9 protein-coding genes are annotated in these 16,087 nt (G+C 25.9%); 7 read left to right on the top strand and 2 right to left on the bottom strand.

Features of this window, described 5'->3' with window-relative positions; translation table 11 throughout:
* Positions 1–60 precede the first annotated feature (60 nt).
* A complete protein-coding gene (locus JW646_RS16325; RefSeq protein ID WP_228415666.1) occupies positions 61–2,127 on the top strand; it encodes a methyl-accepting chemotaxis protein in 2,067 nt (688 codons plus the stop codon).
* Between the two features lie 122 nt (positions 2,128–2,249).
* Here JW646_RS16325 and JW646_RS16330 read toward each other — a convergent pair whose 3' ends face one another.
* The gene (locus tag JW646_RS16330; RefSeq protein WP_228415667.1) at positions 2,250–4,034 is read right to left on the bottom strand and encodes a glycerophosphoryl diester phosphodiesterase membrane domain-containing protein; all 1,785 of its coding nucleotides are present in this window, start codon (positions 4,032–4,034) and stop codon (positions 2,250–2,252) included.
* A gap of 28 nt (positions 4,035–4,062) precedes the next feature.
* A complete protein-coding gene (locus JW646_RS16335; RefSeq protein WP_228415668.1) occupies positions 4,063–5,493 on the bottom strand; it encodes a hypothetical protein in 1,431 nt (476 codons plus the stop codon).
* 178 nt (positions 5,494–5,671) lie between these two features.
* On the opposite strand from JW646_RS16335, the gene JW646_RS16340 reads away from it, so the two are divergent.
* The 6 genes from JW646_RS16340 to JW646_RS16365 all read left to right on the top strand — a co-directional run bounded on the left by JW646_RS16340 (position 5,672) and on the right by JW646_RS16365 (position 16,013).
* Positions 5,672–6,103, top strand: coding sequence for a MarR family winged helix-turn-helix transcriptional regulator (locus tag JW646_RS16340; protein WP_074915993.1), 432 nt, complete (start codon positions 5,672–5,674; stop codon positions 6,101–6,103).
* A 90-nt stretch (positions 6,104–6,193) separates the two neighbouring features.
* Positions 6,194–6,547, top strand: coding sequence for a carboxymuconolactone decarboxylase family protein (locus JW646_RS16345; protein WP_018591274.1), 354 nt, complete (start codon positions 6,194–6,196; stop codon positions 6,545–6,547).
* A 207-nt stretch (positions 6,548–6,754) separates the two neighbouring features.
* Complete coding sequence (locus JW646_RS20240) at positions 6,755–8,731, top strand: tetratricopeptide repeat protein (protein ID WP_331478030.1); 1,977 nt, start codon at positions 6,755–6,757, stop codon at positions 8,729–8,731.
* A gap of 266 nt (positions 8,732–8,997) precedes the next feature.
* Complete coding sequence (locus JW646_RS16355) at positions 8,998–9,666, top strand: hypothetical protein (protein ID WP_228415669.1); 669 nt, start codon at positions 8,998–9,000, stop codon at positions 9,664–9,666.
* 699 nt (positions 9,667–10,365) lie between these two features.
* Complete coding sequence (locus JW646_RS16360; RefSeq protein WP_228415670.1) at positions 10,366–11,154, top strand: lysozyme inhibitor LprI family protein; 789 nt, start codon at positions 10,366–10,368, stop codon at positions 11,152–11,154.
* A 377-nt stretch (positions 11,155–11,531) separates the two neighbouring features.
* Complete coding sequence (locus tag JW646_RS16365; RefSeq protein ID WP_228415671.1) at positions 11,532–16,013, top strand: AAA domain-containing protein; 4,482 nt, start codon at positions 11,532–11,534, stop codon at positions 16,011–16,013.
* Positions 16,014–16,087: the final 74 nt, after the last annotated feature.

Genomic DNA, 16,087 nt, shown 5'->3' on the forward strand with positions numbered 1-16,087 from the left:
AAAGAGGTGGATTGAATTTATCATACTATAAAATAAAAAATCAACTAAGGGAGAAAAAGCATGATAAATAAAAAATTTAAACTAGAAAAGCTAAGAGGATTTTTAAAAAAAGATAAGGTTGAAAAAGATATTAAGCTTGGGGTAAAACAAAAGCTATTATTTTCATCAATAATTACACTTATGTTAATGGCTGTTGTAATTGGTTTAGTATCTTTATTAACTTCATATAAAAGTACGGAATTAACTGTAGAAAAAATACTCAAAGAAACAGTAGCAACTACATCAAAAAGAATTGACAATCAGTTAGAAGTATATAGAGAATTGGCAAATGAAATGTCTGCTCATGATGCATTTATAAATGTTACAAAAGATAAGTCAAAGAAAAATAAACAAAAGATGCTTGATAAAATAAAGAGAATTTATGAAATGCACCCAGATATTTATGATATGGTAGTAATTGGGAAAGATGGAGTGGATTTAGTAAGTGGTTTGGATCTTTCTGATAGACAGTATTTTACACAAACAATGGAAAAGAAAGAAGCATTAACAAATGACATTGTAATAAATAAAGAGGATGGTAAAGCTATTTTGACTACAACAGCACCTATAGTAGTAAATGGTGAAGTCCAAGGTGTTGTAGGTGTTATTACTGATGCAATGATGTTATCAAAAGTTGCCTCAGCTGTAGAAATTGGAGAAACAGGAAAAGTATCTATTGTAAACTCTAATGGAACTGATATAGGAAACAGTAATAAAGAATTGGTAAAAGAAGAATACAATGTAATAGAGGCAGCAAATAAAGATCAATCATTACAGCCTTTAGCAGAAATATATAAAGACAGAATTAAAGGAAATTCAGGAATTACAGAATTTAAAGGAGCAAAAGGTAAAGAATTTATAGGATACGCTCCAATTGAAAATACAAATGGATGGAATATTGCAATAACAGCAGAGAAAGCTGAATTTATGCAAGCTATTTTAGACGGTGGAAAAATAGTAGTATTATTCATATTGATAGCTCTAGCATTAGGAATATATATAACTCTAAGATCAGCAAACAATATAGTAAATCCTATTATAGCTTGTGTGGATAGAATAAAACTTCTATCACAGGGGGATTTGTCATCACCAGTACCATCTGCAAATACTAAGGATGAAATCGAAATTTTAGCAGTGGCAACATCTGATCTTGTACAAAATATATCAGAAATAATTTACGATATAGACCAGGTATTAACATCTATATCAAATGGAGATTTAACTGTAGAAACAAATGCTAATTATATAGGGGAATTTGTTAGTATAAAAAATTCTTCAGATAATATAATCAAATCATTAAATGATGTAATGGAAGATATAACACTTACATCTAACCAAGTTGCGTCTGGAGCAAATGAGGTTTCTATGGGTGCACAGTCATTAGCACAAGGGTCATCAGAGCAAGCAGCTAGTGTGGAAGAACTATCAGCAGCAATAGAAGATGTCTCAGACAAGATTAATAGTAGTTCTGAAAATGCTAATAAAGCAAATGAGGTAGTAAAAGAAGCTGGACAAAAAATACAAGATAGTAACTACAAAATGAAAGATATGATGTCAGCTATAGATTTAATAAATTTAAAATCTAATGAGATAGGTAAAATAATAAAAATAATCGATGATATAGCTTTCCAAACAAATATACTTGCATTAAATGCAGCAGTGGAAGCAGCAAGAGCAGGAGATGCAGGGAAAGGATTTGCTGTTGTTGCAGATGAAGTAAGAAACTTATCAGCTAAAAGTGCTGAAGCAGCAAAAAATACTGCTTTACTTATTGAAGAAACTGTAAATGCTATAAATGTAGGAAGTGGCATTGCTGAAGATACAGCAAAATCATTAGAAGAGGTAGTAGTAAATGCCAACCTGGCAGCTACATTAGTTGATAATATATCTAGTCATTTATCAGATCAATCTACATCTGTAAATCAAATAAGAGAGTCTGTAGAACAAGTTAGTGTAGTTATACAATCTAACTCTGCTACTTCAGAAGAAAGTGCAGCAGCAAGTGAAGAATTAACGGGACAATCATATGCAATGAATGAGTTAATATCTAGATTTAAACTAAGCAAGGATAAAGCTACAAATAATTAGTTAGTAGCAAAGTACTTGGTAGATTTCAAAATAAAGAAATAAAATTTGTAATAAAGATTTAAAGGAGCCTAAAAAGGCTCCTTTTTTAATTTGGCTATTATTCAAAAACCATAAAACTTCAACTAAGATAGTTGTTTTAATAATTGGACTACTCTATCTGTAAATTTAGTATTTTCTTTTAAATCCTTCTTAACCTGTTCAACTAATTCTAACTTATCTGTAATAATACCGTCACAGTTATCCATTAAATATTTTCTAATATTTTGTTCCTTATTAACTGTCCATACATAAACCTCTTTGCCATTTTTATGTGCCTCATTTACTAAGGATTTCTTATATGAAGACTCTTCAATAACTATAAAATCAATATTGTCTTTTCCAAAGTTACCAAATTGAATAGGAATAATATACCCAACTTTAATTTCTGGTGCTTTTTCATTGATCTCCTCCATATATGGAAGGCTAAGTGATTGCACAATAAATTCATCTTCCACATGATATTGTCTTAGTTTTTTTATAAAAACATCAATCATGTCCCTGCTTTCATTTCCACTATACTTTACTTCTATATTTAACTTTATTCCAAGCTTCTTAGCTTCAACAATAACTTCGTCTAAGGAAGAAACCTTATCAGTAAATTGTCCTTGTTTTAGAGTGAGTTTTGTCAAATCTCTTAAATTATGTTGCCATACGTTAATATTTTTACCTGTTAAACGCTTAAGGTTTGAGTCGTGAGTTACTACAAACTCCTTATCCTTAGTTTGCATTATATCAATTTCAACATAATCAGGCTTGAATTTAGCAGCCTCTTTAATAGAAGTGATGGAATTTTCCACACCTTTTGCAACATATCCTCTATGGGCAATTACTTTTGTTTTTATATAATAGTCAGGATTACTTATTTGGCTTACATTGAAAATTATAGTAATTATTATAAATATTACAGCTGATATATTAAATAATGTTGAAAGTTTTTTGTTTTTATTTAGTAATGAGGATTTGTATTCTAAATCAAGGAGATTATTTTTATTCAAGATATATATTAAGCCTTGAAGTAGCAACACCTTAGCTAAAATAGTAGTGAAAAATATTACTATTTGAATTAAGGTTAGCATTATTCCAATACTTATGGAATTATAAAGAATTTTAGTGTTTTCTAAAATAATAATTATTCCAAATAAAAGTAAGATTATTAAAATACTTCCTATTGCCAACAAGACTTCTAGTATAAATAGTGATAACAATAAGAATATTGATTTTTTCTTTGTTAACTCCATACTTTGTTTAACTGCTTGGAAGGCAGTAATATTTCTTCCTATGATAAGAGGTATTACAAATATCAATCGAATATTTATGTAAATCACAAGTATCATTGCAACCATATATAAAATGCTACCTGCTTTTGATTTTAATAAAGAACCTATAATAAAATCTGGAATAGAGATACTTCCTGTAATTAAGCTATTTAATCCTAGTTCTGCTAGGGGTATCATAAGTAAAAAGTATAAAAATAGAGGAATTAGTTGGACTCCAAGTATTTTTTTCATATTTTTAAAACTTAATTTTATAATATCCTTGATGGAAACCCTAATGCCCTTTTGATCAGTTATAATTACGGTTACTGATAAGGAAAATTCCAAGTAAACAACAATTACTGCTAGTGTAAATAATAAGATTAATCCTAGTATGCTTTCAGGATTTTTAAATAAAGTAATTATATTGCTGTTGTTTATATTATCAAGATTTGATATTTTCAAAAATATATTAAAGGATATTTTTAATATAACCATGGACACACATAAAGAAAATATCTGTATTGATATAAATAACTTAATATAATCTCTTTTCTTTTTGTTTGTATAAGAGATAGTATTTTTTACAATCTCTTTAATGCTTAAAAAATCCATTTTGCGCCTCCAAGTTTTGTTTATATTTTTATAATATTTGATTTAGATATTTTGTGGATTTTAAAGCGCCCTTTTGGTTAAGATGATCAGAATTTGCAAAATCAGAATCATCAAAATCTAAATTTCTCAAATCAACTACTTTAACATCATCTTCATCTTTTAAGTGTTCTATAAGGTTATCAAAATCATTTTTGTACTCAATTTTTAGATTATTAAAATAATATTTTGTTGTAGGCAAAATAACTATTATTAATTCTACATTTTCCCTTTTAGACCAATTTATAAACTCTTTTAATATATTTTCATATTCTGATTTTGTATTATCATATTTAAATAATTTGTTGTGTTGATTTGCTCTATTATAACCTATGCTTTCTTTTTCATCCATGGTATAATCCATAAATGAATTATTTACATTTCTTGGATTTAAATCATTATAATAGGTTTTATTATTAGTATAAATTTGTTTTCTGAAATGATAATCTATTTTATCAAAATCAAAAAAGCTTTTTATTAGTATATCTGCGGCAAAATCATTTAATGTTTGTTGAGTTGGTATATTAGTTTTAGTGTAGTTATGTACATCATTTAATAAAGGATAATAAATTTTTTCTATCATATTTTTAGAGTATGAACTTTCTCCTTTAGACAAATCATGATTTAGCACATAGTGACTAATACCTAATATACATTGTTTTATATTTTTATTTTGTGATATAGATTTTTTTGCTAATTCATAAGAGTAATATAAATCTTGAGAATGCATTGATAAATTAATTGTGTTTTTACTTAATAATTGTTCTTCTATACCAACTAAAGGGTAAGAATTACCAACAATAATAGCTTTGGCATCTCCTTGTATACTTTCTATTAATGAATTACTCAAGTAACTATAGTCATAATTATTTGTATATAAAATTTTAGTCAGGTTTTTTAGAGAATTACCTACTTTAGAATAATCTATAGTTTCGTCAAAATATCTATTATCAATATGAGTGATATCTTTATTAAAAACTAAAATATTATAATCAGTTCCATTCTTTTCTTTCAATTGTAATGATTTAAGTTCATTTTCATCATATATTTCTTTAATATTGTATTTTATAAGATTGTTCTCTATTATTCCTAAATTATCCTCACCGTAGAAATAAAAATTAATCATTAATTGTTTCTTTAATTCTAACTGAAGATTTTCTAAAATGATTTTTAAGTTATAAGAGTATTTTTTTAATTCATTTGAGCTTATTTGATTATTGTTAAATTTTTCGATAAATTCAACAATAATATCAGCCAAAGAAATAAATGTATTTAAATTCTCATAATGTGTATTTGAAGAAATAAAATTTGCCAATTCATTTATTACAGACAAGTTGTTTTCATTAATAGTCTGTATTTCTTCCTTTTTTGTATTTAAAAATTGTAAATTATGTAAATATTCATCCATTGATAAAGCTTTCATAAAACACCTCCGTATAAATTATAATACCATATATTGGAGATTTAATTATTATTTTACTGAAAATGAAGAACCTTTGTATTTGTTAATTTATTTGCCTAAATCATATTATTAGTGATACACTAAAATTGAGCTTATAATAAATTTAATATGAAAAACAAATATAAAAGAGGAGATAAATATGTTTAATCTAGAAGATTGTATAGCTTTTATGACTAATAAATACAACAAAGAGATTACTGATTTATTTAGCCAAAGACTTCAAGAACATAGTATTACAAGAGTTCAATGGACGGCTTTATTTTATATAGGTAAAAATGAAGGAATAACTCAAAGAGATTTAGCTAAAAAACTAGATTCCAACGAATCATCAATAGTTAGATTAGTAGATCGTATGGAAAAAGAATACATAGTAAGAAGAGAAAAAGATTTAGAAGACAGAAGAATCACCAAGTTATTTCTTACAGAAGAGGGAATGGAAAAAAGAGATGAAATACTACCTATAGGAGAAAAGTTCTCAAAAGATTGTATTAAAGGAATCAGTGAAGAAGATTTGGAAACTTTCAAAGAAGTTCTAAATAAAATGGTAAAAAATATAAATAAATCACAGTAAATACTTTACAACAGTAGCACAAGGTGCTACAATTTTCTTAAATACTTGCTATAGCAATTATTGCTATGACATTAAATTAAGGAGGATATTATGAAAAGAGATGTTAGGGAAATATTAAATTCATTTACACAGGGGTTAGGTGAACTTGCAGAAACTAATAAGTCAAATGTTAATGCATTTATGAGACTTTTAAATACTGGTTACAAAGAAGGTGCTTTAAGCACAAAAACTAAAGAACTTATGAGTGTTGCTATTGGAGTGTACAACCGTTGCGAATATTGCATAGTTTATCATGTTTATAAATCATTAGAGCTTGGAGCTACAAGAGAAGAAATAATAGAGGCTGCTATGGTTGCTGTAGGATTTGGTGGAGGACCATCTATGGCTTATAGTGTAACTTTATTAAAAGATGCTATAGATGAATTTGAAAAGGATTTTAAATAATATAAAAAAGTTAATCTAATATTTATGATTGGGAAAAGGCATACACAAAAATGTGTATGCCTTTTTCATTATAAATAAAGCTCTAATTATTCATATATATTAGGTAAGTAGGTGAAGAAATTAGATGATTGTCTGTAGAAATAGAGACATTGTTAAACTTATGTTATAATACACATGAATGTAGTACAGATTAAAAAGGAGACAGTTATGAAAGTAGGCATTAGAAAACCAAGTTACAAAAAAAGTTTTAGTGCTAAGACAAAAGGAAGAGCAACAAGAAGTATAAAAAAATTAACAAGTCCAGGATATGGGAAAAAGGGTGTAGGAGTAATTAAAAATCCTAAAAAGGCCTTATATAATTATACATATAACAGAACTACTACTAGTTTATACAAAAAAACTTCATCTAAGAGTTTTACAAAGTCAAAATCAAGTGGGAAGAGTAGTTCATATTCTTACAAACAAATCAAATTAAAAGCATATAAGCCAAAGACTAGAAGTGTAAAATCATCTTGTTATTCAGGGTCAAGTTATAATCATGATGGAAGTATAAAAAATACTAGTGATTACACTTCGGTTTATAGATATAGTGGAAATATAAGACAAGTTAATAATGTTTATTGCAATGATGATGAGCAAAATGAATTTGACCAACAAGGTGGTTTATATATAGAAGATGTGACATCCTGTTTTGAAATGGAATACACAAATATTGTTGATGAAACATATTGTCCATTGAAACTTAAGCACAGTGAATTTGAATTAGAAAATATGCAAAGTAATATAATAAATTTAGATAATTCTAAATATCTAAACATAATAAAAGAAAGTAAAGATGACTTATATAAGAAAGAAACAAAAATAAAAAATATAAATGATTTACCCTTTATAACTAAAAAAAATGAAAGTTATAGTGTTTGCGTTCCAAAATTTGAAACTAGAAAACCAGAAGGGTATACAGAATTTGAAGGAGTTAGTTATCTTAATGATGGATTTTTCTATTATGATAGATACAATTACGATGCAAATATAAGTCCTTTATATTCAAATTTAAATTATGATAAAGAGCATAGGGTATTGTTTGAACTAAAAGAAGAAAATAATATTTTCCACATATATGCTTATTATGAAAAAGATAATAAGTTAAATAAAGGACATATTGGATTTATAACAAATGAGGAAATTAACTCACAGTTATCTTTATGTTCTAAAAAAATAATTCAATTAGAAGATATGTTTCTAGATAAACCTAGATTTAAAATATATGTTAAAGAGGATGAATATAAAGTAATTTTACAATACAAAAAAGAATTAGAAGAAAAAAGTGAAGCAAGAGAAGGATTATTAGAAATCCGTTTGGCAAATGAAGAAATTGCATATCAATTTGTAACTTTAGGCGTAGATTGTGAAAATAATAAAAATATATCTGATGCCATATTAAATTATGAAAAAGCTATAGAAATAGGGTACAGTGTGCCCTTTGTCTATGAAAGATTGTATTTAATATATAAAGAAAGAAATGAATATGAAAATGCTATAAAAGTTATATCTAAAGGCATAGAGGACCTAAGACTACTGTGTGAGTTTTGTGATGAAAAGTCTTTAGATTATAAAATCGGTTGTTTTGAAAAAAGTTTAAAGGAAGTTAGACAAAACACACTAAAAAGTAAAAATAAAAATGGTTTTAGTTTTGGTAGTTTATTAAATGATTTTAAATCTGCTTTTAATAAAAATATGACTACAAAGGAAAATAATAACCTGCCAAAGCCTTTGAAATACATATATTCAGATTTTATGGAAAAAGAGTTTTATACATTCCAACCAAAAGGATACAAAACATACAATAAAATCTCCGAGTATGGACAGGATATTTTTATCTACGGTTCATTTGATTATTTACATTTTTGTGAAAATAAAAAAGCAGTTAATAATTATAAACTTGAGTTATTTAATAAAAAGATAAAGCATGGTAAAAACATTAGTATGGATTTTGGATTTGAAGATAGAGATAACTGCATATATATTAATTCGTATTTTTATGAAAATAATAATATTGTAAAATGTGAAATTGGATTTATTAATAATGATGAAATAGCCAATGAGCTTAGAGGGTTTGAAGATATTAAAGTATACATAAAAAAAATCCACTCTGATAGGATAAAATTTAGTATATATGTGAAGTAACTATTATGAAGATGGTACATCACACTGTCATATCATATAATGTATTAATTTGCTACACTAAAATGCAATTTAGTATGATTTGTATCTGTATAGATGTTCAAAATACTATAGTTCACATTAAACTTAAGATATTGAAAGGGTACAAGTTTGTTTCCATTTATTTACATAAACTTTTAGTTTGATATAATTAAGTTGATTATGTGGACTTAATCATCATTTAGTGGAATAGGTAATGCAGCAAAATCAGGGGAAACAGGGGTGAACAAATGATAAAAAATAAAAAAGTAAGTTTAATTGTTTTTATTTTAATAATATGCGCTATATTATCAGCGGTATTTATATTTAGAAATAGTGATAATAAGTCAAAAAAACTAGAAGACTTAAATATTAACCAATTAACAGAAATTAGGGATAAAGAAATTGATAAAAATTTAGAACAACTTAAAAAGCTTGATTTTACAGACGAAGAAATTAAAGAGCGTAAAGAGAGTATTTTAGATCCTGATTGGGACTTTGGCTTAGTTGGTTTTGTTAATGGTAATTATAAAGATTTAACTGAAAAAGAGAAGTTGATAAGAGAAATTGAGCTTGTTAGATATATAAATTCTAATAATGATGTAATGGATGCTTCAGGTGAATATTTTAATGTAATAAATCAAAATATTCAATTAAGAAATTATCTTTCCCAAAATGGAAGAGATGGTGAATTTATGTCATATGAAAATATGAAGTTTGTAATTCAAAATATAGAAGACTTATGCAAGTATGTTGATTTTGATAGTAATGAAATAGTGGATAGTTTTAATCCTTATAATTCAGAAACTCTTTCAGAAGATCAAAAGAAGTCATTGAATGAAGAATGGGAAAAAGTATATTCAAATAAAAATCTTGATCCAAAACTAAAAAAAGAAATAAAAAGGATTATAAGAGAGTAATTAAATTATAATTATGTGATTAGTAAAAAGGAAATTATACACTTACATATGAATCAAGTAATAAATATAAAAACCTGGAGTTAAACGCCCCAGGTTATTTTTGTATAAAGAGAGCTTGTATGTAATTCATAAAAATATAATATGATTAAAACAATTAAAAAGGATAAAAACAAGTTGAGAGAAAAGATAGTACTTGAACAGAGTATTGTGGAAATTAATGGTGAAAAATAGTAAGAGCAGTAACAAGTTTCTTATGAAAAATAATAGAAAGTGTAATTATTTACAATGGATCTTAAGAATTGTGTAATAGTAGTTGTGGTTACCAATAAAATAAATTGGTAACCACAGGCTAATGTATTAGCAAAAGGTTACACAAATATTTACTGCACCACTTTTGTTATTGGTCATGATTATAAATTTATTATTTTATTAATATTTTAAAATGCATAATAGACTTTATGTTTATATAATAGTACTATTTATATAGATATAAATTGTAAAAATAAGTAGTTAATAATTACAAACTTAAGTTATTTAATAAATTGGATTTATTAATAATGACGAAATAGCCAATGAGCTTAGGTAGTATGAAGATATTAGAGTATATATAAAAAATTCCACTCGGATTGGATAAATTTTAGTATATATGTGAAGTAACTATTATGAAGGTGGTATAAAAATATAGGGGGAATAAGTAAATTGAAAAAAATAATTTTAACACTAATGCTATGCATACTTTCTATAACGGGGTGTAGCAAAGAGGATAGTCAATCTTTTGAAAAGTACATGGAAGAAGGAAAAGTGGCAATTGCTAACCAAGAATACGAAAAAGCACTAAACTTTTTCACTTTAGCAAAGGAAGAAAAAGAAGGAGATGAAGAACTAAATTCATTATACAGCCAAACAAAGAACTTGGTAGAAGCCATAGATTCTAAAGAAAAAAAGAATTACACTGTTTCTATACAAATATGCGAGACAATACATAAAATAAATAGTAAGACAAATATAGTAAAAGAAGCAGCAGAAAAAGTAAAAAAAGAGTGTAATGAACTTATGGAAGAAGATAAAGCGGATAAAAAGGTAGAAGAACAAACTAAGAATAATACAACAACTACTAAAAGCTCACAAAAAGAAGATTACATAAAAAGATTAGCAGAAGTAGAGCGACAAGTAAAAGATTTAGAAAATTCACCAGAATTCACTGAAGGATCTACCCTTGAGTTAAGAAATGTAATAGGCAAATGCTACTTAAAGTGGGATGATTTATTAAATGAAATATATGGAGTATTAAAAACTCAGTTATCAGAAAGTGAAATGAGTGACTTAAAAAATAAACAAATAAACTGGATAAAGTATAGAGATAGTAAAGCAGATGAAGCAGCTTCAGAATATGAAGGTGGTACAATGGCTCCGTTAGAATATGGTTCAGTTAAAGTTGAATTAACTAGGGAGAGATGTTATAAACTAGTAAATAAGTATATGTATTAGTGCTAAAGAAATTAGGGGTAAAATTTTCGTAGTAAATATAGTAGAATCAGACTTATCTGATTCTATTTTTTTAGGTGTACACAAAAATGTGTAGGTCTATCAGAAAGGTAATACATATCATACTTTTATTATAAAAATATTATCTATGGAGAAGATAAACGTTTTTATAATAAATTTCTCTAATTCTACATAATACGACAATAATAAACGAAGATGCATAGTATAATTAATTTTGCCGGTTGAAAGACTATATTTACTATAGTATAAGCTGTGGAAGTTATAAATATAATTTACAAAGTGAATATTTATAATTAAAATTTAACATTTGGATAACTAGAAAATTAATTTTAGGGGAATAAAGGAGAGATAGTAGAGTAATGGAAAGTATTTTAAATACATATAAAGAAAGACTAGTAAATATTAGTGCAAGAAATAGAAGTTTAGTTACTAGGAAATTATATAAAAAAAGAGCTTTTGATTTACATAAATTAAAAAAATTCAATAAAAATATAGATGAAGACATTATTAATTTTATAATGGATAGAAAAAATTCTAGTATAGAGGTGCTAGAAGATCATGTAAAGTATTTACAGCAAAATCTATCCTTGATAGAAGCAGAAATTAAAAAAGAAGAAAGTTTAGAACTTTTAAAAATTGGGAGTGATAAATCTTTAGATGATGAAACTAAAAAGAATAAAGAAAAACTGATAAAAGACAATCTGGAATTAAAACTACGAAAAAAGAGCGAAGATGTAAAGAAAAAGTCTGAAGATATAGCAGATCTATCTAAAGGTATTAATTATCTCCTTAGAGAGATAAATGCTGTTGAAAAAGAGACTGGTAGATATGAGTTATATGTTGGATATAATTTTGTAGAGGGGAGATTTAAAGATGGTACATTTGTAAAGGCTCCTTTATTAATGTTTCCAATAAGAATAATTGATAATAAGGGAAATTGGGAACTAAAAAATATATTAGAACAGGACATATTATTAAACAAAGTATTTCTTCTCGCAATATCAAAGTACAATTCCATTGAAGTTGATAAAATTCAAACTGAGTATGAAAGTATAAAAGGATCATTCAAAAGTATAGACGATTTATTGAAGTATTTATCTGAGTATGGAATTTATATACAAAGAGAGAACAAAGAATTATCAACAAAATTTGTAGAAAGAAAAAGAGAAGAAGATTCAATTTACAAATATGGAGAGTTATTTTTAAATCCTTATTTAATTTTAGGGCAATTTCCTGTTGCTAATTCAATTTATGATGACTATCAGGATTTAGGAAAGATATACAATGGAATAAATGAAGATGATTCAGAAAATCATTTATTAAATCAGCTTTTGTTAAATGAACCACAAAATGAGTATGATTTAAATGAATCAAATGAGTATTATAGAAATAGAAAATTGAAAGAAGAGGATTATTATTTCATAACTCCATTAGATTTTAGCCAAGAAAAAGCTGTTAAAACTGTTAATGAAACTAATCAATTAGTTATATATGGTCCTCCTGGAACTGGAAAATCACAAACAATATCAAATATAATTGCTGATGCTATGGCAAAAAATAAAAAAATTCTTATGGTTTCTCAAAAAAGAGCGGCTCTGGATGTTATATATAATAGATTAGGTGAGTTAAGTAAAAAAGCTATAATAATACATGATGCAAATAAAGATAAGAAAGCTTTTTATGCAAAAGTGGTTAATGGAATAGAAGACGCTGCATATTCTCAAACTGATGATTTAAGCAATAGTTTGTATGATAAAGCTAAATCTATTGATAAAAATATAGAAAGACTTGAAGTATTAGGATATACATTAACTAAAAACAGAAAGTTTGGAATGACTTTACAACAAATGTATTCAAATTCAAAACAAATAAATAGTAAAGAAGATTCTAGGTATGAGGATTATAGAATTTTTAGAATAAACAATATTTTAAAAGATAATACCTACGACGAAATTAAAGATAGTATTGAAGATATAGAAAATAAAAATATTTTTAATGATTATTATAAATATAAAGAATTAGTTAATAAATATCCAATGTTATTAAATATTAAAGATGGATTGGACAGGTTTGATATAGATGACTTTGAAAATAAATTAACTGAAATACAGTCTGAATACAAGAATAAGATTTATATAGGTTATAAAGACAAGAACTATTATATGGAAGTTATTGAGTACTATAAAAACATAGATGATGAAGTTTCAGATGAAGTTTTAGTTAAATTAGCAAGAGAAATAAATAAAAATCAAAATTCATTTTTATTAAACTCTTTAAAGAAAGAAGACTATATATCTAAAGTAACATATAAAACAGAGGGTGAATTTACACAACTAATCTCATTGCATAATGAGTTAGAGGATGAAGTCACTAATACACAAATAAAAGATTTAGCTAGTAAAATTAATGAAAGTAAAAATTCATTTTTATTAAAAACTTTAACTAAGAAAGAATATGAAGATAAAATAGAAGTGAAAAATAAAAAATATTTATCTAAATATCTAGAGTTATATACCGATTTAGAGGTAGTTATTGAAGAAAGTGAAATTTTGCAGTTAGCAGATGACTTAAACAAAGAAACAAATAACTATTTACTAGAACCGATAAATTATGGTAAATGGTATACTTTAAAATATTGGAAGAATAAGAAATCTAATAAACAAAAAGAAATTGATAATCAAGAACTATATAACAAAAGAAAATTAAGTATCCATGAAATATTAACTGAATATAGAAATGATATAACAGAATATGTAAAAGTAACGAAAAGGAATAATAAACAAGAGTATGAATATAGAAAAAATGAAATATATAATAAATTAAACAGATATAAAAAAGATATAGAAAAATATATTGAAGAAAATAAATATAAAAATAAAGTAGAGTATGAAAAAAGATACCAGATTATTTATGAAGAGCTTAAGTTAATAAAAGATAATATAGATAAATTTAAATCAGACATGAAAATACTTGATTCTATAATTTTAGAAAATAAACAATTTGAATATAAAGAAAAAATGATTACTGGCTACAACTTAAATGAATATATTTATAATATAATTGAAGCATTTAAAGTATATGAAGAAGTAAGTGAAATTAAATTTAAAAGTAATAAATTAGAAAATACATCTATAAAAATACTTAATTATATATTTGAAAAATCAAATAATGAAAATCAGGGGAAAAAACTGCTAAATGAGATTCTTGAGTTTACCATACTATATCAAATAAACGAAATAGAAAAATGTGAACGAGTAAATATTGATATTTATGAAGAGTTTTCAAATATTGTATATGATGTAAATATGAATTTAGTTAGAAGAAGAGGATTAGTTCCTAAATATATATTAGATAAACTTAATGATAGATTTGAAGAAAATGTAGAAAGTAACGTAAGTAGACAAGTTTCAAAAGAGTTTGGAAGACAAGCTAAAAAGAAAAGACAATTATGGCCAATTAGAAGGTATGTAAAGGAATTTGATAAGTTACTTCTTGATTTATTTCCATGTTGGCTTTTAGGTCCTGAAACTGTATCAGAAATATTACCTTTAGATTCTGGAATGTTTGACATAGTAATATTTGATGAGGCATCTCAAATGTTTATAGAAACTGCAATACCGACTATTTATAGAGGAAATAAGGTTATAATAGCGGGAGATGATAAACAGCTAAGGCCTTCATCAACATTTAGTGCTAAAATTGATGAAGATGAAGAACATGATGAATTGGAGGTAGCAGCAGCTTTAGAAGAAGAAAGTTTATTAGATTTAGCTAAAGTAAATTATGATTCAGTTTGTCTTAATTATCATTATCGTTCAAAATATGATGAGCTTATTAACTTCTCTAACTATGCATTCTACGGTGGGAAATTAGATGTATCCCCTAATACTGTAAAAACAGATTTAGCTAAAGATAAACCAATAGAAAGAGTTAAAGTAGATGGTAGATGGATAGATAGAAAAAATGAAATTGAGGCTAAAGAAGTAGTAAAGCTTGTAAAAAAAATATTGCATACTAGGAAAAGTAATGAATCTATAGGAATTATAACCTTTAATATTGGCCAACAAGATTTAATTGAAGATATGCTAGAATATGAGTGCTCTAATGATATAGAATTTAGAAATTTATATAATGCTGAAAAAAGCAGAATAGAGAATAATGAGGATATCAGTTTATTTATAAAAAATATTGAAAATGTTCAAGGGGATGAAAGAGATATAATAATATTCTCTACAGGATATGCTCCAAATGAAAAAAATAGAGTATCTCTAAACTTTGGATCTTTATCAAAAGATGGTGGAGAAAATAGGCTAAATGTTGCTATAAGTAGGGCTAAAGAAAAGATTTATGTAATAACGTCTATTGAACCAGAACAATTATCAAATGTTGAAAGTACTAAAAATAGAGGACCTAAATTACTGAAAAAATATCTTGAATATGTGAGAAATGTATCTGATGGTAACAAAGAGGGAGCATCAATAGTACTAAATAGTATTTTAGATAGTGATGTAGAAAGAAATATCGCAGTTACTTTTGATAGTGTATTTGAAGAAGAGGTATATGATGCATTGAGTAAAGAGGGATTTGATGTAGATACTCAAATAGGGGTTTCAGGTTATAAAATTGATTTAGGGATATATGATAGGAATAATTCAAAATATATATTAGGAATAGAATGTGATGGTGCAGCCTACCATAGTTCAAAAGAAGCAAGAGAAAGAGATATACACAGACAAAGATATTTAGAGTCAAGAGGATGGAAAATAGTAAGAATTTGGAGTAAGGATTGGTGGCAAAATCCGAAGAAAGAAATCCAAAAAATAAAAGATTATATAGGATAAGGGTACTTTTTCAAACTCTAACTTTACAAATTAATAATTTTATAAATAATATCAAGAGAGAAATTAAGCATACT

This window comes from Terrisporobacter hibernicus (assembly GCF_020809405.1).
Taxonomy (GTDB): Bacteria; Bacillota; Clostridia; order Peptostreptococcales; family Peptostreptococcaceae; genus Terrisporobacter; species Terrisporobacter petrolearius.